20 protein-coding genes and 1 tRNA gene are annotated in these 21,714 nt (G+C 65.7%); 5 read left to right on the top strand and 16 right to left on the bottom strand.

Annotated features, from left to right (window positions below):
- Positions 1 to 166 precede the first annotated feature (166 nt).
- The 3 genes from ACWKV7_RS02830 (at position 167) to ACWKV7_RS02820 (ending at position 2,406) form a co-directional block, all read left to right on the top strand.
- Positions 167 to 1,315 carry a DUF5610 domain-containing protein gene (locus ACWKV7_RS02830; protein WP_483856110.1) on the top strand — a complete coding sequence of 383 codons (1,149 nt, stop codon included), beginning with the start codon at positions 167 to 169 and terminating at the stop codon, positions 1,313 to 1,315.
- 78 nt (positions 1,316 to 1,393) lie between these two features.
- Entirely contained in the window at positions 1,394 to 1,630 is a 237-nt protein-coding gene (locus tag ACWKV7_RS02825; protein ID WP_483856109.1) for a glutaredoxin family protein, read from the top strand.
- A 23-nt stretch (positions 1,631 to 1,653) separates the two neighbouring features.
- Positions 1,654 to 2,406 carry a TIGR01458 family HAD-type hydrolase gene (locus ACWKV7_RS02820; RefSeq protein ID WP_483856108.1) on the top strand — a complete coding sequence of 251 codons (753 nt, stop codon included), beginning with the start codon at positions 1,654 to 1,656 and terminating at the stop codon, positions 2,404 to 2,406.
- A 441-nt stretch (positions 2,407 to 2,847) separates the two neighbouring features.
- Here the strand turns inward: ACWKV7_RS02820 and ACWKV7_RS02815 are convergent.
- The 3 genes from ACWKV7_RS02815 to mobA form a co-directional block, all read right to left on the bottom strand.
- Positions 2,848 to 2,924: transfer RNA gene (locus tag ACWKV7_RS02815), tRNA-Pro, on the bottom strand.
- Between the two features lie 110 nt (positions 2,925 to 3,034).
- Complete coding sequence (locus tag ACWKV7_RS02810; RefSeq protein WP_483856107.1) at positions 3,035 to 3,256, bottom strand: YgdI/YgdR family lipoprotein; 222 nt, start codon at positions 3,254 to 3,256, stop codon at positions 3,035 to 3,037.
- Positions 3,257 to 3,324: 68 nt separating this feature from the next.
- Positions 3,325 to 3,927, bottom strand: coding sequence for a molybdenum cofactor guanylyltransferase MobA (gene mobA, locus ACWKV7_RS02805; RefSeq protein WP_483856106.1), 603 nt, complete (start codon positions 3,925 to 3,927; stop codon positions 3,325 to 3,327).
- Positions 3,928 to 3,993: 66 nt separating this feature from the next.
- Between mobA and moaB the strand changes: the two genes are divergently transcribed.
- Both moaB and ACWKV7_RS02795 read left to right on the top strand, forming a co-directional pair.
- Positions 3,994 to 4,533, top strand: a complete 540-nt coding sequence (gene moaB, locus ACWKV7_RS02800; protein ID WP_483856105.1) for a molybdenum cofactor biosynthesis protein B — start codon at positions 3,994 to 3,996, stop codon at positions 4,531 to 4,533.
- The gene (locus ACWKV7_RS02795; protein ID WP_483856104.1) at positions 4,530 to 5,735 is read left to right on the top strand and encodes a molybdopterin molybdotransferase MoeA; all 1,206 of its coding nucleotides are present in this window, start codon (positions 4,530 to 4,532) and stop codon (positions 5,733 to 5,735) included. Before moaB ends, ACWKV7_RS02795 begins: the two co-directional genes overlap by 4 nt.
- A 170-nt stretch (positions 5,736 to 5,905) precedes the next feature.
- Here ACWKV7_RS02795 and ACWKV7_RS02790 read toward each other — a convergent pair whose 3' ends face one another.
- The 13 genes from ACWKV7_RS02790 to ACWKV7_RS02730 are packed head-to-tail and all read right to left on the bottom strand — an operon-like array spanning position 5,906 to position 21,444.
- A complete protein-coding gene (locus tag ACWKV7_RS02790; RefSeq protein ID WP_483856103.1) occupies positions 5,906 to 6,274 on the bottom strand; it encodes a hypothetical protein in 369 nt (122 codons plus the stop codon).
- A 30-nt stretch (positions 6,275 to 6,304) separates the two neighbouring features.
- On the bottom strand, positions 6,305 to 7,711 hold the full coding sequence (locus tag ACWKV7_RS02785) for a lipid II flippase MurJ (RefSeq protein ID WP_483856102.1): 1,407 nt from the start codon (positions 7,709 to 7,711) through the stop codon (positions 6,305 to 6,307).
- A gap of 10 nt (positions 7,712 to 7,721) precedes the next feature.
- Positions 7,722 to 8,543, bottom strand: a complete 822-nt coding sequence (locus tag ACWKV7_RS02780; RefSeq protein ID WP_483856101.1) for an acyltransferase — start codon at positions 8,541 to 8,543, stop codon at positions 7,722 to 7,724.
- The gene (locus tag ACWKV7_RS02775) at positions 8,540 to 9,934 is read right to left on the bottom strand and encodes an O-antigen ligase family protein (RefSeq protein ID WP_483856100.1); all 1,395 of its coding nucleotides are present in this window, start codon (positions 9,932 to 9,934) and stop codon (positions 8,540 to 8,542) included. Before ACWKV7_RS02775 ends, ACWKV7_RS02780 begins: the two co-directional genes overlap by 4 nt.
- A complete protein-coding gene (locus ACWKV7_RS02770; protein WP_483856099.1) occupies positions 9,925 to 11,040 on the bottom strand; it encodes a glycosyltransferase family 4 protein in 1,116 nt (371 codons plus the stop codon). The genes ACWKV7_RS02775 and ACWKV7_RS02770 overlap by 10 nt, the downstream gene beginning before the upstream one ends.
- Positions 11,031 to 12,245 (bottom strand): glycosyltransferase family 4 protein, encoded by a 1,215-nt coding sequence (locus ACWKV7_RS02765; RefSeq protein WP_483856098.1) that lies wholly within the window; start codon positions 12,243 to 12,245, stop codon positions 11,031 to 11,033. Before ACWKV7_RS02765 ends, ACWKV7_RS02770 begins: the two co-directional genes overlap by 10 nt.
- 8 nt (positions 12,246 to 12,253) lie before the next feature.
- Positions 12,254 to 13,591, bottom strand: a complete 1,338-nt coding sequence (locus tag ACWKV7_RS02760) for a beta-galactosidase (protein ID WP_483856097.1) — start codon at positions 13,589 to 13,591, stop codon at positions 12,254 to 12,256.
- On the bottom strand, positions 13,581 to 14,759 hold the full coding sequence (locus ACWKV7_RS02755) for a glycosyltransferase (protein WP_483856096.1): 1,179 nt from the start codon (positions 14,757 to 14,759) through the stop codon (positions 13,581 to 13,583). The genes ACWKV7_RS02760 and ACWKV7_RS02755 overlap by 11 nt, the downstream gene beginning before the upstream one ends.
- Positions 14,759 to 16,747 (bottom strand): GumC family protein, encoded by a 1,989-nt coding sequence (locus ACWKV7_RS02750; RefSeq protein WP_483856095.1) that lies wholly within the window; start codon positions 16,745 to 16,747, stop codon positions 14,759 to 14,761. Before ACWKV7_RS02750 ends, ACWKV7_RS02755 begins: the two co-directional genes overlap by 1 nt.
- Positions 16,748 to 16,805: 58 nt before the next feature.
- Positions 16,806 to 17,633, bottom strand: a complete 828-nt coding sequence (locus ACWKV7_RS02745; RefSeq protein WP_483856094.1) for a polysaccharide biosynthesis/export family protein — start codon at positions 17,631 to 17,633, stop codon at positions 16,806 to 16,808.
- Positions 17,634 to 17,638: 5 nt separating this feature from the next.
- The gene (locus tag ACWKV7_RS02740) at positions 17,639 to 18,550 is read right to left on the bottom strand and encodes a glycosyltransferase family 2 protein (RefSeq protein ID WP_483856093.1); all 912 of its coding nucleotides are present in this window, start codon (positions 18,548 to 18,550) and stop codon (positions 17,639 to 17,641) included.
- Positions 18,550 to 20,004 (bottom strand): mannose-1-phosphate guanylyltransferase/mannose-6-phosphate isomerase, encoded by a 1,455-nt coding sequence (locus ACWKV7_RS02735; RefSeq protein ID WP_483856092.1) that lies wholly within the window; start codon positions 20,002 to 20,004, stop codon positions 18,550 to 18,552. The genes ACWKV7_RS02740 and ACWKV7_RS02735 overlap by 1 nt, the downstream gene beginning before the upstream one ends.
- 3 nt (positions 20,005 to 20,007) lie before the next feature.
- Positions 20,008 to 21,444 (bottom strand): undecaprenyl-phosphate glucose phosphotransferase, encoded by a 1,437-nt coding sequence (locus ACWKV7_RS02730; RefSeq protein WP_483856091.1) that lies wholly within the window; start codon positions 21,442 to 21,444, stop codon positions 20,008 to 20,010.
- Positions 21,445 to 21,714: the final 270 nt, after the last annotated feature.

The raw sequence follows: 21,714 nt of genomic DNA, 5'->3' as shown, positions 1-21,714 counted from the left end.
TTCTCCGGAAAAGCACGGCAAGCATGCTAAGCCTAGTGGCAACAGGCAGCCTCGGGGCTGAGCGAGGTCAAGCCACTTGCCGTTTATCGGCCGATGGCGGCAAGACCCTCAACTTTTCCGCTTTTCGGCCGCCAGCCTGGCAGATGCCTCGTCACGGTACACCGCCATGAACTCGCCGCTCGCTCTGCCTAACAGCTTCCGTCCCTCGCCGCTGCATAGTCTGACTGGTGCGCGTCCCGGCGCCGTGGATGGCCAGCAGGCGCTGGCCAATCGGCTGGCTGATCGTCTGGGGTTGCAGCCCGGCGCGTTGGATGGCAGACACGACGATTTCACTCCGGAGAAGGTCGCAGATCGGGTGCTCGGTTTCATCGGTGGCCGCTTGCAGAGCGAGGCCGCTGCCGGAGCCGACAGCGCCCAGCTGCAAAAGCTGATGGCCCAGGCCCGCGAAGGCGTGGAGAAGGGTTTCGCCGAAGCCCGCAAGATCCTCGATGGCATGGGCTTGCTGCAGGGTCAGGTGGCCGCCGATATCGACGATACCTACCAGCGCATTCAGCAAGGCCTGGGCGATCTCGACAAGCGCTTCGCTCCCGTCCAGCCGGCAACCGGCGACAGCCTGGCGGTGGCGGCCTTTAGCGAGCGGTTCGCCGCCCAGGCCGAAACCTTCGAACTCTCCGTGACCACTCGCGAAGGCGATCGCCTGCGCATTTCCGTCGCCCAGGCGTCGGCGAACTGGTCGCAAAGCAGCGTGGCGGCTGCCAGCAATGGCAACGGCAGCGCATTGATGGCCAGCAACCGGTCCGGCAGCTTGCAGATCGGTGCCTGGCAGGTGCAGGTGGAAGGCGATCTCAACGAGCAGGAACGCGCCGCGCTCGAGAATCTGTTCGGCCAGGTGCAGGAGTTGTCGAACAAGTTCTACTCCGGCGATATGGCCGGGGCCTTCGATCGGGCCATGGCGTTGCAGATGGATGGCGAGCAGCTGGCTTCGATGTCGCTGCATCTGACCCAGACCCGCGTGCGCCAGGCCACCGATGCCTATGGCGCGGTTGCCCAGCAGGGTGGCCAGGCGTCGAGCGCGGTGAATGGCGCGTTGCTCGACTATGCCCAGACCCTGCTCGATGCACTGCGCAGTGCCAACGAAGTGGCCACCGAAGGCAAGGACGTGCTCGAGCAATTGCTGCAAGGTGGCTTCTCCCTCGACGAGCGTTTCGATCCGGTGCGGCTGGACAAGGCCGAGCGCTTCAACGGCAAGCTGCTCGACGGCCTGCAGGGCCTGCTGGCACCCAAGGGCGACAAGGCGTCGGCCGAGGCCGCCTGAGCACGGCTACCGCTTGGCTCGCACAGAGCGGTCGAGAGGGCCTAGACTGCGTGTCTGACGCTTTCGCGAGACACGCCCATGATTCCCGAGTGCCAACTGTTCAGCACCCTCGGCTGCCACCTGTGCGAGCAGGCCGAGTCGGTGCTCATGCCCTTTGTCGAGCACGGCCTGATGGTCGAGCTGGTGGACATCGTCGACCGTTCCGACTGGGTCGAGCGCTATGCTCTGCGCATCCCGGTGCTGCGACGGCTGGATACCGGGGCGGAACTCGACTGGCCGTTCGAGGCAGACCAGGTCGTCACCTTTTTGCGCTGACGCCGCTCGCAATGGTGGACGACATGGGGTTCAAGGCGGTTCTGCTCGATATCAGCGGGGTGTTGTACCAGGACGCCCGCGCGCTGCCGGGGGCGGTGGATGCCCTCGAAGCGCTGCAAGCCAAAGGCTATCCGCTGCGGTTGGTGACCAATACCTCGCGCCTGACCGCCAGGGAAATCCATCGGCAACTGGTGGCCATGGGCTTCGTGATCGAACCCGAGCAGATTTTCAGCGCACCGCAGGCCGTGCGCCGGCATATCCAGGCCAGTGGGCTGCGTCCCTATTGCCTGATCCACCGCAATCTCGAAGAAGAGTTCGCCGATCTGCTCGATTTGCCCGAGCCGAACGCCGTGGTCGTCGGCGATGCCGAGGAGCGTTTCGATTACCCGCACCTTGAGCGTGCTTTCCACCTGCTGCTCGATGGCGCGCCGCTGATCGCCATGGGCGACAACCGCTATTTCCGCTACCGCGACGCATTGCGCCTGGATGTCGGCCCGTTCGTGCGTGCGTTGGAATACGCTGCCGGAGTGCAGGCGTTGGTACTTGGCAAGCCTTCGCCGGACTTCTTCGCCGGAGCCCTGGCCGAGCTCGGCGTCAGTCCCGACCAGGCGTTGATGATCGGCGACGACGTCGAGGGCGACGTGCTCGGCGCCCAGCACGCGGGGCTGCAGGGGTGTTTGGTGCGCACCGGCAAATATCGGCCCGGCGACGAAGCGCGGGCGCCGGATGCCCGCCTGGCCAAAGACCTGGCAGATGCGGTGCGGCGTTTTACCTAGAGATCGTTGGGCCCCGCCCAGGGATTGGCCCCCGCACGTCGGTCTCCGCAGGCCCGGCGATCATCCTGGAAACGTATGGCGCTGCGGCGATCCCCATGGGTGCGTCGGTCCACCTTGTGCCGGGTATCGATCTTGGGTTTCGTTTGCATCGGGGGCGCGGCTACCGCATTCGGCTCTTCCATGGGCACGAGGCTCAGCGTTTCCAAGCTGAGTTCGAGTCTATCGTTGGGCTCCATGGCATGCTCCCAGCTTCGGTTGCATAGGAAGACGAGCGATCTGATGGCAGATCGCTACCTGACAGGTTAGCTGCTGCCGGTACGAGCAGAGATTTGGCTGACGAACTGCGTGGCGGGGCGAGGGAAGGGGAAGCTGAAACGAAAAAACCGGCCAAGGGCCGGTTTTTGCTTTCAAGCCCGAGAGACTGGGCTTGAAACGGGAAGTTGGTCGGAGCGACTGGATTCGAACCAGCGACCTTCTCGTCCCGAACGAGACGCGCTACCAAGCTGCGCTACGCTCCGAAGATGGCGCGCATTGTACCGAAAAAGTTTTGTCACACAAGGGGTTAGGGGGAAAGAATTTTCCTGGCGGGTAATTCGCGCCGGCCATGTCGGGCCGGCGCGGGCAGGCCTTACATCGGCTGGATGGTGCGTACCTGATCCTTGTTGACCTTGACGCGCTTGCCATCCAACTGCTCGAACTCGTAGAAGCCGGTGTCGTCGTCATACTCGGGCTTGTCGAGAGACTGGAGTTCGCGCCCGTCGTTGAGCGTGATCAGCGAAGGGGTGGAGCAGCCGGCCAGGGCGGCGAGGCCGAAGGCGAGCAGCAGGGCGGGAAGAGTCCGTTGCTTCATCGAAGTTCTCCTGAGCGGATGTGCGGTACCTGTTCTGACGGGCCAGGACAGGGCAAGTTCCGCTGCGTTCAGGCAATCGGCCGTGAGTCGGCCGCCAGCAACTCGGGGGTGTTCAGATTGGCCAGGCGTGCATCGTCCTGTTCGCAGTCCAGAGCCTGGATGCCGAGGGCGAGCAGGGCATGACGCGGGCTGCGCTCGCCCGCCTGCCAGGCCTGTTCCAACGCACCGGCCAGGGACGTTGGCAACAGGCAGAACAGCGGCTGCCATTGCTCGCCCTGGCGCAGCATCAATGGCTTGTCCGGCTGTTGCGCCGCCGCTCGTCGCATGGCCTGCAGCAGGGGCGCATCCACCAGGGGCGCATCGCAGGGCAGGATCAACAGCCAGGGGTGGCGGGCCACGGCGAGACCGGCGCGAATGCCGGCCAGTGGGCCGGGAAAATCGCCACAGTCATCGTGCACCAGATGGTCGGCATAGGCCGCGTAGCGCTCGGCGTTACGGTTGCAGGAAATGATCAGATCGTCGGTCAGCGGGCGTACCGTTGCGTGCAGGTGGGCGATCAGCGGTTGTCCCTGCCATTCGACCAGGCCCTTGTCCTGGCCACCCATGCGCTGGCCGCGGCCACCGGCGAGCAGCAGCACGGAACAGGCGGGCAGGTGGGTCGGGTCGGTCATGGCGGCGCTCCAGTCGGGGCCTGTGATATAACACCGGCCTGCCTCTGCCACAACCGGATCGAGCCCATGAACCACAAGGCTGACGCGGCTTTCGTGCCGCTGAATATCGCTGTTCTCACCGTCAGCGATACCCGCACCTTCGAAACCGACACTTCCGGGCAACTATTCGTCGACCGCCTCTTGGCCGCCGGCCATAACCTCGCCGCCCGCGTGCTGCTCAAGGACGACCTGTACAAGATCCGCGCCCAGGTCGCCACCTGGATCGCGGAATACGCGGTGCAGGTCGTGCTGATCACCGGCGGCACCGGCTTCACCGGCCGCGACAGCACCCCGGAAGCCGTCGCCTGCCTGCTGGACAAGCAGGTCGATGGGTTCGGCGAGTTGTTCCGGCAGATTTCGGTTGCCGACATCGGCACCTCCACCATCCAGTCCCGTGCCCTGGCCGGCCTCGCCAACGGCACCCTGGTCTGTTGCCTGCCGGGCTCCACCAACGCCTGCCGCACCGCATGGGACGGCATCCTCGCCGAGCAACTGGACGCCCGGCATCGCCCGTGTAATTTCGTCGCCCACCTGAAGCAGGCGCCCGCCTGCGAGAGCCGCGGATGAGCGGGCCGGGCCTGCTGCCGGTCGAGCAGGCACTGGAACGCCTGCTGGCCATGGCCGAGGCGTCGCCTATCGGTGAGACCGAGACCGTGACCCTGGCGCAGGCCGAAGGACGTGTGCTGGCCGAGGCGTTGGTCGCGGGGCTGGACCTGCCGCCGTGGCCGAACAGCGCCATGGATGGCTATGCGTTGCGACTGGGCGATTGGACCGGCGAGCCTTTGCAGGTCAGTCAGCGCATCTTTGCCGGGCAGGCGCCAGAGCCATTGCAATCCGGCACCTGTGCACGCATCTTCACCGGTGCGCCAGTTCCCGAAGGCGCCGACTGCGTGGAGATGCAGGAAAACACCGAGGTGCTGGGCGATGGTCGGGTACGCTTTCGCGAGGCCCTAAAAGCCGGCCAGCATATTCGTCCGCAGGGCCAGGAAACCCGCCGGGGCGAAACCGTGCTGGATGCGGGCACTCGCCTGACTCCGGTGGAACTGGGCCTGGCCGCGACCCTTGGCGTCGCCGAGCTGACGGTGCGCCGACAACCTCGTGTGGCGGTCGTTTCCACGGGTGACGAACTGATCGAGCCGGGGCAGGTGCTCGGTCCTGGGCAGATCTACAACAGCAACCGCACCTTGCTCTGCGCCTGGCTCCGCCGGTTGGGCTGTGAAGTGCACGATGCTGGCATCCTGCCAGACGACCTGGGCAAGACCCGCACACAGCTCGCCGCGTTGACCGGTGTCGACCTGATCCTCAGCACCGGCGGCGTGTCGGTCGGCGAGGCCGATTTCCTCGGCCAGGCGCTGCGCGAAGACGGCGAACTGGCGCTGTGGAAACTGGCGATCAAGCCCGGCAAGCCGCTCACCTGTGGGCACTATCGCGGCACCCCCGTTATCGGCCTGCCCGGCAACCCGGCGTCCACCCTGGTCACCTTCGCGCTATTGGCCCGACCCTATCTGCTGCGTCGTCTCGGCGTAGTCAAGGTCGAACCGCTCAGGTTCTCCGTTCCGGCCGGCTTCGCCTGGCCCAAGCCCGGCACCCGCCGCGAATACTTGCGGGCTCGCCTGGAACAGGGGCAGGCCGTGCTCTATCCCAACCAGAGTTCCGGGGTATTGCGCGGCGTGGCCTGGGCCGATGGCCTGGCGGAAGTGCGGGAGGGAGCGACGCTGGCGAAGGGAGATTCGATTGGCTTCATACCGCTCAGCGAAGTGCTGGGCTGAGCGGCGGGGTTTCCCCCTCGATCTGTTGTGCAAAAGTCATCGTAGGTTGGGTGGAGCGCAGCGATACCCAACAAGCGGTCCGTCAGTCGTTGCTGAGTGTGGCGAATCTCACCGAAGGGTATCGCTGCGCTCAATCCGTCCTACGTGCCGCAGTCGCGGCACAAGCGTTACTACGACAGTAGCTTTAGGCTGGCGAGCGCGATGAGCAGGACGATCGCCTGAACGGCGGCTCTCCGGCGTGCCAGACGAATCTCGTCCGGTCCGATGGCCTTGAGTGCCCGGCGACGATAGAACCAGCCGATGAAGACGATCCAGCCTAGCGGTATCAGGACCAGTGGCCACCATGCTCGAAAGGCCAACGCAGTCAGAATGCCTCCCCAGAACAGGGCGTCGCCGACCAGGACCGCCGTAGCATGGGCCCACCCGGAAACATAGGCGCGCCCGCCACAACGCGGGCAACTGAGGGGGCGCAGGTCCGAGGCGGCAGATTTGCGCCAATGGCTGATGCTTTGCTCACCGCAGTGTGGGCAGCTATCCATCGTTCCCTCTTGCTCGGCTATCACCGCTGTTCAGGTTTTCCAGGGTCGCAGCCATGCCGCCAGCGCGGCCATCAACATGGCTCCCGCCAGAGTGCTGACCCCCAGTTGCAGTCCGACGCCAGCGAGAGGGTGCAGGAGCAGGGCCGCCAGCCCGAGGCACAGCAGCCCCAGTGCCCATTGGCTGCGCCAGGGCAAGGCACCGAGCAGGCGCTGGCGCTGCAGCAGCAGGAACCCGGTGCAAATGACTCCGCCGAGGGCGGCGAGGGCGATGCCCGGCAGGCCCAGGTAGAAGGGCAGCATCCCCAGCAACAGGGCGTTGAGCAGGCTGCCGGCCAGTTCGCAGCCAAGCGGCAGGCGGGTGTCGCCGGCGGCGTAGGCGTAGCGGGCGAGCAGGGCGTTCCAGGCGCCGAACAGCAGGGGCACGGCGAACCAGGCCAGCAGGGTGGGCAGCGGCCCGTGGTCCAGTTGATCGGGCAATAGCAGGTTCACCAGTGCCGGCGCCGCGCCCACCAGGCCGAATGCGGCGGGCAGCGTGAGCAGGGTCGAGATGGCCAGGCCGCGACGCAGCAAGGCGAGGCGTTGCTCGCCCGCGCTGCCGCTCATCAGACCGAGCAGTACCTGGTTCAGGCTCATCAGGGCGATCAGCGGCAGGTTGATCAGCTTTCGCGCGAGGTTCAGCCAGGTCACCGCGCCTTCGCCGAGCAGCGAGGCGACGATGCGTTCCAGCCAGGCCAGGCCCTGGCTGGCCAGGTTGCTGGCCAGCAGCGGACCGAGCCGCTGCAACAGCTCGCGTCCTGCACCGGCCTCCGTTCGTTCAGACCAGGGTCTCCAGCCGAGGCGTAGCAAGGCCGGGAACAGCAGGGCGGGCATCAGCAGGCTGCCGAGCAGGCAGGCCAGGGACAAGCCCTCGGTCGTGGCGGCCTGCCGTTCGAGGGCCAGGTAGATGACCGGCGGCAGGTTGAACAGCAGCGAGCCGAGGCCGGCGAGCAGGAAGCGCGACTGGGCTTGCAAGGGGACGCAGAACAATGCATGCAGCAGGAAGCCCGGCGCACACCAGGCCAGCAGGCGCAGGCTGGCGCTGGCTTGCGCGAGGGCGTCGGCGGCGAGGCCGGGGCCGACCACGCGGACCCACAGTGGTGCGGCCAGGGCCAGCAGGCCAGCGAGCAGCAGGCCGGTGAGCATGATCCGGGGGCTCAGCGTGGTCAGCCAGAGGCGCTGCGCGTCGCCCTGGCGAGCCTGGTAGAGCGGCAGTGCCGCGGCGCTGAGCAGGCCGGCGGCCAGCGTCATGCGCAGGGCCTCGGGCAGGAACAGCGCGACCAGGAAGGCGTCGCTGCGGCTGCCGGCGCCCCAGGCGGCTACCAGCAGCCACTCGCGGGCGAAGCCGGCGGCGAGGCCAGCGAGAGTGGCCAGGGTCAGCCAGAGGGTGCTGCCGAACATGAACGACCTTTCAATGGAAGAGGGTGAACAGGCCCTTGCCGCCGACCCGATAGTTCAGCCCGCGCGGCCGCTCGCCCATGGGCTTGGCGCCGCTGCCGCCGACGATCTTGTAGGGCGCGATCGCCTTGCTGACCACCGTATTGGCGGTAACCACGGCACCTTCGCCGATGTGGGCGCCGTGGCCGATCAGCGCCCGGGTGGCGATCCAGGCATAGTCGTCGATGCGGATCGGCGCGGATACCGACCAGAACTCCGGCGCCTCCAGGTCATGGCTGCCGGCGATGATCAGCACGTGGGAAGCAATTGCCACATGGTTGCCGATGACCAGCCCGGCGCGCGCGTCCACCTGGCAATGCCAGGCGATGACGCTGTCGTCGCCCATGCGCAGATTTTCGATGCCGAGGATCTCGGTGTTGCGCCAGATCGACGAGCCCTTGCCGATCTTCGCCCCACCCAGGCGCAACCAGGCCAGGCGCACATGATGGCTGGGAATCTTGTTGATGAGGATGTTGTAGGCCTGCTCCCAGGCGCGCAGCCAGCGGTCCTTGAGGGTCGGCCAGTTAAGGCCGTAGAGCGGGACGAAGGTCGCCGGGATGTCGTGCTTCAAGCGCGCGAAAAAGCGGCGGGCGACGGGGTGCTCGATGCGGGATTCCAAGTCCAGGGACGACATGCTGTAGCGAGTCTGGTCGCGCTCGGCCTCTTCGAACAGCACCTCATGTTGCAGCATCCAGGCGTAGGCCTCGGTCAGTTGGTCGGCATCGAGCGTCAACTCGGCGGCGTATTCCGGCAGGCGGTCGCGCAGGTCGTAGGAATGGAATACGCGATGTTTCATTGGAGCATCCTTTTCTGGGTGGCGCTGTGCGGTATGTTGGGATCGAGTCGGACCTGCTGCAGGCCAAGGCCCATCAGCAGCCAGAACAGGGCAATCAGCACGAAGGTAAAGCTGTAGTAGTGGTCGAACAGGCCGGTGAGCAAGGCCGCGAGCACGCCGGCGGAAGAGCCCAGCCACAGAGCGTTGTCGTGGGTGACCCTGCGCACCGCGCCATGTGGCCTGACCTCGCGCCACCAGAGCACGGTGACCAGGACGAATAGCAACATGCCGGGTATGCCGATTTTGTAGATGAAGTTCAGCCACAGGTTGGAGATACCCAGCAGGCCGCTGCCGGGTACCGGTGGATCGATCTTGAAGCCGATGCCCAGCGGGTAGCGGACCATGGCTTCGGGGAACATGCGGTACTCGTCCATGCGAATTTCGGTGCTCGCGTTGCTCGCCGAGAACATGCTCAGCAGACGCTCCTGTAGCGGTGGATAGAACAGGACCAAGGCGAGGCCCAGGGCTACGCCGAGGCCGAGGATGCGCCCGCTGTAGGGCAGGCGCTTGTACGTGAGCCACAGCAGGACAAGCGCCAAAGAGACAATGGCGCCGCGGGAAATGCTGAACAGCAAGCCGGCGCAGCCCAGCACCGCCACCGCCAGGCCGAGCCAGCGGCGCCAGCCTGGGCGGGTCCAGCCGTAGAACAGCGCCAAGGGAATGAACAGGGCAAGCACTCCGCCGGTGAGGTTGGGATGAACCCAGGGCGACGCCATGCGCTGGTAGTTGGCGGAGAAGATGTCCTGCACCGCCTCGGGGTGGGCGTATTTCAGATCGGTGAGAATGGGGATCATGGTCATCGCGTTGCGGTCTTTGAGAAACATGAAGACCGACAGCAGGAGCATCGCCAGATTGCCCACCAGCAGGGCGACGATCAGTTGGTCCCGGCTGCGTTCGTCTCGCAGCAGCAGCGGTACCAGAAACAGCAGCGACAGGTTGAGCAGCCAGCGTACCCAGTTGACCGGACCGCTGCCTTCTGCGGCGATGGTCAATTGCCCGACGACGAAAGGCAGCATACTGAACAACATCAGCCAGGCCAGTGCGCGTTCGGTGGGATACCACAGCAGCAGGCCGCGGTTCTTGCCGATGAACCCCTGCCAGAAGACGCCCAGCCAGGTGAGGCCGAGCACAGCCTCGCAGATGGTGGTTCGGATGCCGACCTGCACGGTGGTGTAGGGAATGCTGGTGGCCAGGACGGCGAAGATCAGCAAACCCCATAGCGGCCGGCGCAGCAAGGCGATGGTCAGCGCGGTGCCCACCAGCAGGATGCCCAGCTTCAAGGGCGACAGCACCCAGAGCAACGCCCCGAACAACGTGCCGCACAACAGCGCGAGGGTCAGTCCTAGCGGCATTGCGGCCTCAGTTCGGCGAGCAGTTCGTTCAGGCGCTCTCGGTAGGCGGTGACGCCATAGCGATTCGCCCAGGCCACCAGCGCAGCTTTGTCCTCTGCGGCGGGGGCATCGGCCAGGCGGCGCATGAGATCACGTAGGGCTGCCTGGTCCTGCGCATCGAACCGTGGCGCGTCGGCGGGGGCGACCTCCTCCAGCGCGGAGCCGCGGGCAACCGCCACGGGGGTGCCGAGGCTCAACGCTTCCACCACCGGCAAGCCGAACCCTTCGGCATAGGAGGGTTGCCAGAGGCGTTCTGCACCTTGGTAGAGCGCCTGGAGTTCGGCATCCCGAAGGTTCTGCACCAGGTGCAGTCCAGGCAGATCGCGTAGCGCCTCCGGCAGGTCCGCGGCGGAACCCACTAGCACCAGCGAGGGAATGTTCGGTGTGCCGGTGCGGGCATGCCGCCAGGCTTCGACGAACCAGGGCATGTTCTTGCGTGGTTCGCGGGTGCCGACGGCCAGCCAGTAGCGTTCGGGCAGTTCCAAGTGGCTGAGGTCAGCCGGTTGGCCGGCGAAGCCAGGTACCAGATTGGGCAGTACCCGCACCTTGTGGGCGGCTCTCGGGAACAGGCGGCCGACTTCGCCAGCGGTGAAGGCCGAGGGGGTCCAGATGCGCGTTGCCACCCAGATCGAATAGCCGATCGACAGCCAGTCGATCAGGCGATAGGCGAGGGCCTTGAAGCGCGAGCGATGGTGGTTGCGCTCGGTCAGTTGAAACAGGTCATGCAACAGCAGGACGTAGCGTCGATGATTCGGGCGCCGGTCGAGGGGCAGCCCCATGTTGGCGGTGGCGATGTACAGGTCGATGTTCTGATCGCGCAAGGCGCTCGGTAGAAACCGTGCCTCGAAACGCAAACGCACCTGGGGTCGCTGCAAGCCCTCGAGAGGGCTCGGCCACGCCGGACAATGGGCGGAGTCCCGCTGCGGATGAGCCAGGGGCGCCTCGCTGAACAGTTCCAGTTGTACGTCATCGTCGGCGCGCAGAGCGTTCTCCAGGGCAATGACCTGGCGAGCGATGCCCGACTGGGGCGCGACGGTGGCGGGCCGATAATCCAGGCCTACACGCATGCGGGTACCTCGTCCTGGCGGGGCAGGGCCTGGTAGGCCTGCTCCAGTTGCTGGGCGGCCGCCTGCCAGTCGTGCTGCCCCAGGGTATAGGCGCGCCCCGCCTCGCCCAGGCGCTGGGCTTGCACAGGGTCTTGCAGCAGCTCGGCGAGAATGTCCGCCAACGCATCGGGCTGCTCGGCCAGCCGGCAGTGCACCTGGTTTTCCAGCTGCAGGCCGGACGCGCCCTGAGCGGTGCTGACCAGGGGCAGGCCGGCGGCGAGGGCTTCCAGCACTTTGAGCTTGGAGCCGCCGCCGTGCCGCAGGGGCGCGAGGAAGCTCGCACAGCGCTGTTGCAGCGCAGTGAGATCGGGCACGAAACCGTGCCACTCGATACGAGGGTCCGGCCAGCGCTGTGCCCACTCGGCGGGCAAGGCATAGCCGCAGACGGCGAAGCGCGCCTGCGGGCAGCGTTGCCAGAGACGCGGAAGGATTTCGTCCAATGCCCATTCGATGGCATCGACATTGGGGGCGTATTCGTAGTTGCCGACGAACAGGATGCGCTGGCTGGCCAGGTCCGGCTGCACCTGGGCGAACCCTCGGGTATCCACGCCGTTGACCACGACCTGGATCGGCCGTCGGGTGAGCGCGGCCAGCACATCGGCATCCTCGCGGGTTACGGCGACCACCTGGCTGGCCATGCCCAGCACGCGGCGCTCCCAGCGCCGATAGCGCCATTGGTCGAACAGAATGAAGGACTTCGCCCAGGCGGGCAGGCGGTCATAGGTAGCCGCTCCCAGGCTGGACTCGACGTTGTGCTCGGTCAACAGAAACGGTCTTCGGCTGCGGGCCAGCGAGCGGGCATAGGGTTGAAAGCCATAGCTGTGCTCGATCTGAATCACGTCCCAGGGCTCTTCGAGCAGGCGCTCGAACGTGTCGCTCAGCTTGCGCCCCAGGCCGTTGACGCTGACAAGCAGTGGCCATGGGGCGAAGAGTGCGGCGAGCAGGGTCAGCGGATGCCGCAGCGGTCGCCGTGGCAGCACGATCAGGCGCTCCAGCAGCGGTTCCAGGGCGGCGCGGGTCTCGCCGTCGAGCGGCGTTTTCGACTGCACCAGCAACGTAATCCGGTGCCCCCTGGCGGCCAGGCTGCGCAGCAGATGAAACTGGCGCGTCTTGCCGCCGCTGGTCGTAGGCCAAGGCAGGTAGGGCAGGGTCCACAGAATGCGCATCGCTGGTTCTATTCCCAAAGCAACATCTGGAGGCTGGAGGCGACGACTACGCGAATGCCTTTGGCATCCTCGAGGCGTTTGCTCTGGCCGCTCAACGGATCGAGCAAGCGGCCGCGAGTGATCGTCGGCAGGTGCATGGTGCCGCCTTCCGCGGCCCAGAACAGCAACAGCTTGCGACCATCGGGGCGGCGCCAGGCAATGTTGATCAGGCCGGGCGGGGCGTTGTCGATGCGCGGAGGGTCCGCCGGCTCCAGGCGGGCCCCGGTGGTGGCGAGGAAACGCCGCAAGGCGTGAAAGACCGGCTTGGGTTTGCCCTGGAGGTCGAGCAGGCCGTATTCCTGATCGCGAGCGCTGGCGCGCTGGTCCAGGTCGCTAAGGGCGAACAGGAACACCTTGTCGTAGTCCAGAGCGCTCATCAGCGCCAGGCGACGCAAGACGTAGTCAGCCTGGCCCTCGAGGCCGATGATGTCCTGCATCTCCTTCGGCCCGTCGTAGCTCGACCAACCCCATTCGGTCGCCCAGATCGCCGGCGGTTGTGCGCTGCGAAGGGTGGCGTTGAGTTGCCGGGCACGCAGGATGAAGTCGCGTTCGGCGGTCACGTCGCCTTCGGGCTTCTGCGAATATGGGTGGTAAGCCAGCACCGTTTTGAGCTGCTGCACGCCGAGCTTGCCCAGCGCCTCCAGCATCAGGCCGCCTACAACCGGCATCTGGCTGTAGTAGGCCATGCCCCCGATAACCACCGGTTTGTCGGGGTCCACTGCGCGCAGCGCTTGGGTACTGGCCAGCAGCAGGCGCCCGTAGTTGGCGGGGTCTTCGTGAGGGCGCCAGAAGGAGGGGAGGTTCGGCTCGTTCCAGACTTGCCAGGCGCTGACCGCCGGGTAACGCGTGGCGAACAGGGCCAGGCGGCTGGCATAGACCGCCGGGTCGCGTGGTGGGTATTGGTCCGGGGTCGGAGAGCCGGGCGGAGCGCTGCTGATGAACGGCGCGGAGCCGACCAGGTAGAACACGGATTTCAGCTGGTGGGACTCGATCGCATCGACCACGCCATCCAGCTCCGTGAACCGGTATTGGCCTTCTTGCGGCTCATGGCGGTCCCAGTGCAGGTCCACGCGTACCCAGTTCAAGCCCAGCTCGCGCAGGCGCTCCATCTGCTTCTGATAGCGCTCGGGTGGGAACCAGAGAAAGTGCGCATTGACCCCGAGGAAGTCTTGCCAGACCACTGGGCGCGGGGCCTTGAGGTTGAGGGGCTCGGCCTGGGCAGGGCGGCCCCAGGGCAGCACGGCCGAGAGCAGGACAACGCTGGCAGCGGCAGCTGCGAGCAGGACGGCGGAATGTTTACGCGACATGTTCAACCTCCTGTGCGAACAGGTTACGGAACCGCTCGGCGGTTGCCGACCAGTTGCGCGCGAGGCCGATACGAGACGCTTGCTCCGCCCATTGCAGAACGCGCTCCGGCTGGTTGGCCAGTTCGCTCAAGCGCTGCGACAACGCATTCACATCGCCCTGCGGATAGAGGGCGCCATTGCCGTGGGCGACTTCCTCGGCGAAGGACCGAGCATCCGAGGTGATGGCGCCGCGGCCACAGGCGGCAGCCCAGGACAGGGCACCGCTGGTGCCGCGCATGGCACCCAGTAAGGACAACTTCTTCGATTCGCGGTAGGGCAGCACCATCACGTGATGGTCCTGGATCAGCCGTGGGATCTCACTGGCCGGCAGGTCCAGCTGCCAATCCACGCAATCGCTCAGCTGCAGACGATTCAGGCGTGCGCGCAATTCATCAAGGTAGCTGCCCGCAGGGCCGAAGGCCACGTCGGGCGCGGTGCCGCCAGCCAGCGTCAGCCGCAGGCGGCCCCGTAGTTCCGGTTGTCGGGCCAGGCTCTGGGCAAAGGCATCGAGCAGGTCCTCGATGCCCTTGCCGCGGTAGATGAAGCCGAAATACAGCAGGCGGATGGGCAGCAAGGCGGGTAATGGCACCGGCTCGATGGGCAGGTTGCCGTGGGGAATGACCGCGAGGCGTTCGGCGGGCACCCCCATGCGCTGGCCAAGGCAGTCGCCGCCCAGCCGGGTAAGGGTGATCAGCCGGTTCATCGAGCGGGCCAAGCGGCGCTCGCGACGCAGGGTGAACGGGTCGGCCAACAGCGCGGCGGCTTGCGGCAACGGCCGCGGCAGCCGCTCGGCCAGGTGCAGCGGGCCCGGCAGGCGCAGCCGCCAGACCAGACGCTCCGGATCGTGCACGGTGGCGGTCAGCGGCAGCCCGGGGTAGCGCTGGCGCAGCAGGTCCAGCGCGTGGAACTCGCCGAGACGACCACCGCCGAGTTCGGCGTGCACCAGGTCCACGCTGCGCCAATCGAAGGCGTCCAGGCGTTCTCGCACTGCGCGTTCATCGCTGCCGCAACCAGCCAGTGGGGTATGCACCTCGACACCCAGGGCTTCCAGCGCCCGGCGAAAATGCGCGGCGTAGTCGGCTATGCCGGTTTGCTCCGGTGGCAGTGGCGCAAGCAAGGCGATGCGCATCAGATCACGCTCCGCCAGCGGGCGACCCGCTGCAACACGCTGGCGGGAATTTCGAAGCGACGTCGGTTGACGATGATGCCGTCAACCTTCTTGAAGGCCGTGGTGAGAATTCCCAGGGTGTGTTCCACCATGGGGACCGTGCTGCGCTGCGCTTCCACCAGCAGCAGGATGAGATCGGCGCGGCGCAGATCGATGAACGCTTCCTGGCTGGACAGCAAGGCGGAGCCGTCGATCAGCACGATTTCGCCGGGCGCTGCCGCCTCTCCTCCCAGGCGAACGCGATGGTTGCGCTCCTCGAGCAGGCGGGACAGATGGCCGAGCGTAAAGCTCACGCCTTCGCCCGGATGGGCAGAACTGATGCCCAGGGTCAGGCCCTGGGCTTCCACCTGTTCCAGTGGCAGCAGCCCGTAGAGTCGGTAGATACCGGCGATGAAGGTGCTGCCGGGCTGCTCGGGGGTGTCGCCGAGGTCGGGCAGGGTGGTCCACAGCGGGACCTGGAAGATCTCCTCGATCCGCCCGCCGTCGTGTATGCGCTGATCCAACAGGTAGCACAGGTACAGGGTAAGCAGCCCGACGGCGATGCCTGCGGGCAATGCCAGCAGCAGGATCAGCAGGCTCTTGGGGAAGACCCGGCTGGGGTTGAAGGTGGCTTGTTCGATCTGGGCGATGTTGCTGATCTGGCTGGCATCCAGCTGCCGGTCGATGCGCGCCTTCTCGAGGCTGTCGGTGTACAGCGCGAAGTTCTGCTCGGCGGCCTGCAGCTCCAGTTGCAGCCGGCTCAGTTCCGGTTCGTCGCTCAGCACCTGGTTGCGCTCCTGGCGCAGGCGGGCGATGTGCTGCTCGTAGTCCTTCAGTTGGCCATCGAGCTGACGCTGGCGTAGCTCGGCGTCGAGAATCTGCTGCTTGAGACTGACCACCAGGCTGTTGGGCGCGCGGTTCTGAGAGCGCTCCAGGCGTTCGGCCTCGCTCTCGATCAGCGCTTGCACGGACTTGATGTTCTCCTCCACCTGCACCACTGGCGGCGCTTGCTCGCGGAAGGTCCGCAGCAGGCGTGCGCGCTCGATATTCAGCTCGTTGAGCTTGAGGCGCAGGTCGAGCTGGTTCGGGTTGAGGCTGATCTCGCGTTCGGTCACCACCTCGCCCGGTTGGCGTTTAAGCTGCTCGCGGGCGCTGGCTAGAAAACTATGGATGCCTGCCAGCTGGTTGAGGGTTTCGCCGCGGGCGTCGGTCATGCGGTTGATCTGGTTGGTCAGGTTGTCCAGCCGTTCGCTGACGCTGATGCTGTCGATCTTCTGCAGGCGGCCCTGCAGCTCCTTTTTCAGCTCGGCGATCTGCGCTGCGACCTTCTGGGTTTCGCCCTCGTAGAAGGCGTACAGGCTCTTGCGGCCCAGGGCGCGGGTGCGTTCCTCCATATAGGCGTTGACCCAGGCCTCCAGCACCTTCTGGGCGATGCCCGGATCGTCCCAGGTGAAGCTGATTTCCATGACCGCAGAGCCCGGCTCATGGCCCACGGTGAAAGACTTTTCCAGTTTTTTGGCCAGCCGGTCGACCGGTGATTGCTCCTCGACGATGCCGAGTATCTGCAGGACGTTGCGAATGACTTCCAGGACCTCGCCGATGGCCTTCTTGATGTGGAATTTGACGGTCTTCCAGAACCCCTGCGGCTGGTAGTTCGACATCTCTTCCAGATAGCGCTCGGCCACCATGCGAACGATCGGACGCCCGGTCAGCATCTTCTCCTCGTCAACGACGGGATCGCGCTGGGTGCTCGGGGCGATCAGGGTCTGGCGATTGCTCGCCTCGATCGGCAGGGTAGTGTTGTCCCGCCCGGGCTTGACCAGCAGGCGGGCGTTGGACTCGTACTTGGCCGGCAGCAGGAAGGCGCCAAGCACAGCGACGACCACCGTGGCTATCACTGCCCATTTGAACTCGCGGCGGAAAATGAAGAACAGCCGCAGCAGGTCACGGAAGGAACGGATTTCGATCACGACTCACCCCCTTGAGCAACAGGAGGGCGTGGAAGAGCGAGAGACACGGCGAGCTCCTTCATGGGGTGATGTTGTTGACGGTGCCGATCGTGGTGTTGGAGTTGCCGCTGTTGCTGACATCCGATTGGTTCAGGTCGTAGTTGAAGCCGACACCGATGCCCTTGTTGATTGGGAATAGGCGGGTGAAATACATGTCCACGGCTTCCACGGCGTTGCCGATGCCTGACTTCGGCACGAAGATGATGTCGCCTCGCTGCAAGGCCACCATCGGCCGCTCGGAGTCTTGCAGCAGGGCCGCGAAGTCGAACAGATAGACCTTGTACTTGCCGTCGCGGCCCGGGCGCAGTAGCGCCACGTTCTCGCTGTCCGCCGATGCCAGCACGCCACCTGAGCCGATCAGGGCCTGCTCCACGGTGGCATGGCCGACCAGGTCGAAGAAGGCCGGATTGGGCACCGCGCCGCCGATGTACACCTTGTTGCTCGGTGCGCTGGCGATATTCACCGTGACCGCCGGCTGCCGGTAGATGCTTTCCAGCCTGGCCGTGACCTCCTTGGCGACTTCTTCCGGCGTGCGGCCGGCGCCTTTGACCAGGCCGACATAGGGCATCGAGAAATAGCCGTCGGGACGCACGACGAACAGCGTCATGTCGTCTTTCTCCGACGGCTCCTGGGCATCGCGCACGATGCGCAGGGTGTCGCCGCCCTGGATCAAGACCTCGGGCGGGGGCAGGTCGGCAAGCGACAGGATTTCCTGGTGGCGCAGCGCGCGGGCGTCGGCGTTCGGCAGCGGCACGGTGGCCGGGGTCGAACAGGCCCCCAGCAGCAGGCACAGCACGCTGCCGAGCAAGGAGCGGAGCAGGGTCGGGTTCCGGGATGAGTCAGGCATGGGCATCAGGACCAGTAGGCGGGAAACATGCTGAGGCGGCGTTTCAGCGTGAGGGGGAGACGGTGTTCCAGTTGCCCGAGGCGGTAGCCGAGCAGCTTCAGGGCGCTGCGCAGCAACGTCTCCGGCACGCGATGCAGCGCACCGGCCTGGCGCAGCGCGGCCAGCTCGGCCAGCACATAGCGCTTGCCTTCGCCGCCGGCGCCGCCGAATGCCTGGCGAATCCAGCGCTCGCGTCCATAGAACACGCCAATGTCGAAATACCGCCGGAATTCCTCCCCCAGGCGGTAGTCGTGGGAATGCTCGACCTGTGCATCGGCCGCGTAGCGGATTGCTTTACCGGCCAGCAGCAATTTTGCCGCGACATAGGCGTCCTCGCTGCCGATCACGTCCCGCGGGAATCCGCCGACCGCATCGAGCGCGCTGCGGCGGTAAGCCGCGAAGGAGTCCGAACTGAAGCAGGTCTTGATACCCAGTTCGGCGGCATCCTCCAGCCGCTTGGTGCGGCTGGTCGGCGGATAGTTGAAGCGCCGTGCCTGGGCGCCGAGCAGGCCGGCGTGCGGGTGTGGCAACTGGCGGCCGTAGGCGGCACCGATATCGCTCTCGCCGAGCAGCGCGTCGCGCAGGCGCTGGAAGCTGTCGGCATGGGCGGGAATCGCGTCCTGGGTCAGGTAGATCAGCACGTCGGCGGAGACCTGTTCGCTGGCCCAGCGGCGCGTGCCGCCGTGGTTGAACTGCCTTGGCTCGATCACGTGGACCCGTGCGCCGAAGTCGCCCAGGCGAACCACGGTGTCGTCCGTGGAGCTGCTGTCGACGACGAGGAACTCGTCGGGCTGCAAGGTCTGCCTGGCCAGCGCCGGCAACAGCCGATCCAGGTGGGCGCCGGCGTTGCGGGTGGGAATGATCAGCGCGGTCCGCATCAGGCCTTGGCCTCGGCGGCGGGTGCGCGGCCATAGAGGTCGTTGAAGCGCACGATGTCGTCTTCGCCGAGGTATTCGCCGCTCTGCACCTCGATCATGACCAGGTCGATCACGCCGGGGTTGCTCAGGCGATGGCTGTGCCCCGCGGGAATGAAGGTCGACTCGTTGGTATCGAGCAGGAACTCGCGCTCGCCGTTGGTGACCTTGGCCATGCCGCTGACGACGATCCAGTGCTCGCAGCGGTGATGGTGCATCTGCAGGGACAGGGAGGCGCCGGGACGAACCATGATGCGCTTGATCTTGAAGCGCGGGCCTTCCTCCAGCACGGTATAGCTGCCCCAGGGGCGCGAGACGGTGCGGTGCAGGCGATAGGCATCGTGGCCGCGCCGCTTGAGTTCCTGGGCGATGTGCTTGACGTCCTGGCTGCGGCTGGCGTCGGCGATCAGCAGTGCATCCGGGGTGTCGACCACGATCAGGTCCTTGACTCCGACGGCGCCTACCAGGCGCCTGGGCGTGTCGATGTAGCATCCGCTGACATCGTGCAGCACGGCCTCGCCATGCACGCGGTTGCCTTCGGCGTCGGCCGGCAACAGTTCGCTGACCGCCTGCCAGGAGCCAATGTCGCTCCAGCCCAGGTCGCAGGGCACGACAGCGACCTTCTCGGAGCGCTCCATCAGGGCATAGTCGATGGAAATGTCCGGGGCCCGGGCGAAGCTGGCGGCGTCCAGTTCGCATTGGCGGTTCTGCGCTCCGCTCAACGCATGGCTTTGCTCCAGGCAGGCGCTCACCGCGTCGAGCAGTTCAGGTGCATGCTGGCGCAGTTCGGCCAGCAGCGCGTCGGCACGGAAACAGAACATGCCGGCATTCCACAGGTGGCGGCCGCCGTCCAGGTAGCCTTGCGCGGTGTTCGCGTCAGGCTTCTCGACGAAGCGCGCAACACGGTTTCCGTCCATCAGCGGCTGGCCCTTCTCGATGTAGCCGAACCCGGTTTCCGCGTGGGTGGGGCGGATGCCGAAGGTGACCAGCCAGCCTTCGTCGGCAAGCTGGCGCGCCTTGCCCACGGCCTCGGCAAAGGCCTGCTGGTCGCGCACCAGGTGATCGGCGGGCAGAACCAGCAACTGGGTTTCCTCGCCATACAGGCGGGCGGCATGCAGCGCTGCCGCAGCGATGGCCGGTGCGGTGTTGCGGCCGCAGGGCTCGAGCAGGAAGTCCAGCGGAAGGGCGCGGCGATTGGCTGGGCGGTAATGATCGAGGGTGGGGAAGAGCAATTCCCGATTGGTCACCGTCAGCAGGCTGGTCACGCCGGGCAGCTCGGCGGCGCGGCAAAAGGTCTTCTGCAGCAGGCTGTCGCCGTCGGGAAGTGCCATGAAGGGCTTGGGCATCGCCTCGCGAGACAATGGCCACAGGCGGGTGCCGGCACCGCCGGCTATGATGCAGGGCAGCAGGGTGCTCATCGATCAGTAAGCCTCTCGGGTGAAGAGCACCGCGGGAATGGTGCGAAACAGGATGTACAGGTCGAACCACACCGACCAGTTTTCGATGTATTCGAGGTCGTACTCGACGCGTTTCTCGATCTTCTCCAGGGTGTCGGTTTCGCCGCGGTAGCCATTGACCTGGGCCCAGCCGGTGATGCCGGGCTTGACCCGGTGACGCGCGGTGTATTCCTTGACCGCATCCTCGAACAGGATGCCGGCGGCCTTGGTGGCGGTGGCATGGGGGCGGGGGCCGACCATGGACATGCTGCCGAACAGCACGTTGAACAGTTGCGGCAGCTCATCGAGGCTGGTCTTGCGAATGAAGCGACCGACCCGGGTGATGCGGTCATCGTCACGCGTGGTTTGTCGCTCGGCATTCGCATCGCTCTGGTGGTGATACATCGAGCGGAACTTGTAGACCTCGATCAGGCGGTTGTTGTAGCCGTAGCGTTTCTGGCGAAACAGCACCGGGCCGGCGGAATCCAGCTTGATCGCCACCGCCAGGGCCAGCATGACCGGCGACAGCGCCAGCAGCGCCAGGCTGGCCAGGATCAGATCCTCGCAGCGCTTGAAGAACGGCGACCAGCCATTGAGCGGCACCTCCGAGGCGTTGAACATCGGCAGGCTGGCGACCTCGGTGACGCGGTTGTGGGCATGGCGGAAGGCAACCATGTCCGGCACCAGCAGGACGTTCACCGGCAGCCGGCGCAGTTCGCCAATCACGTGGGCGATACGGCTTTCCGCCGACCAGGGCAGCGCCACCAGCACCTGGGTGACCTTCTCCTCGCGGATCAACCGTTGCAGCTCGCGGGTGTCGCCGAGCAACGGCAGGCCGGCGATCGTGTCGGGCAGGCGGGCGATGCGGTCGTCGATGAAGCCGAGCAGGCCCGAGCGAATGTCGCGGTTCTGCTGCAGGTATTCGGCCAGGCGCATGCCGTTCTCGGTACCGCCGAGGATCACCGCGTTCTGCAGGAACGATCCCCTTCGCATCAGGCGACGGAACAGGGCAAGCAGGGCCAGGCGTTCGCCGCCGAACAGCGCCAGGCTGGAGGCGAACCAGAGCGCCAGCTGCATTTCCGAAAGATGCTTGAGCAGCGCCAGTCCCTGGCTCATGAACAGCAGCAGGCAGAAGGAGGCGGACCAGGCGAAGAAGGTGATGCGAAAGCGCAACAGGTTGCTGAACATCGCCTCGCCGTAGATGCCCAGCGCCTGGAACATCAGCACGCTGAGCAGGCCGAAGAACAGCAGCACCGCAAGGTAGCTCTGGTCTAACAGCGGCTGGCCCCCGTGGGCGTAAAGCGGGATCAACAGGCCAGGCAAGACGGCGGTCAGCGCATGGAGCAGGCGCACGCCGGCCAGGAAGTACTCGACGAATCCTGGGCGTGTCAGCAGCAAGCTGTCGACTGATTGCAAGCGCATGGCAAATTCTCCCGACCACGGCAAAGGTTCGGCGGCAGTAAAAAGACTGGATTTGTCAGAAAACCAGCAGAGGGAAAAGCCAATTTATTGGCATTTTTTTGCCATTAAAACGACATGCCAATTTTTTGTCGAAATAGAACACATTACTGATGGCATTTCAATAGCAATTGGCCCGCTCGGTCATTGGTGGTGCCAGCCGGTCGGTTTTTGCCTGGCAGCCGTTTCGAACCGAGCCCAAGTAAGGAGGTCGGCCGAGAGAGAGGTGTGCTT

Source organism: Zestomonas ipomoeae (assembly GCF_057128665.1).
The sequence above is the reverse complement of the archived record's forward strand: the minus strand, read 5'-3'. Positions and strand labels throughout refer to the sequence as shown.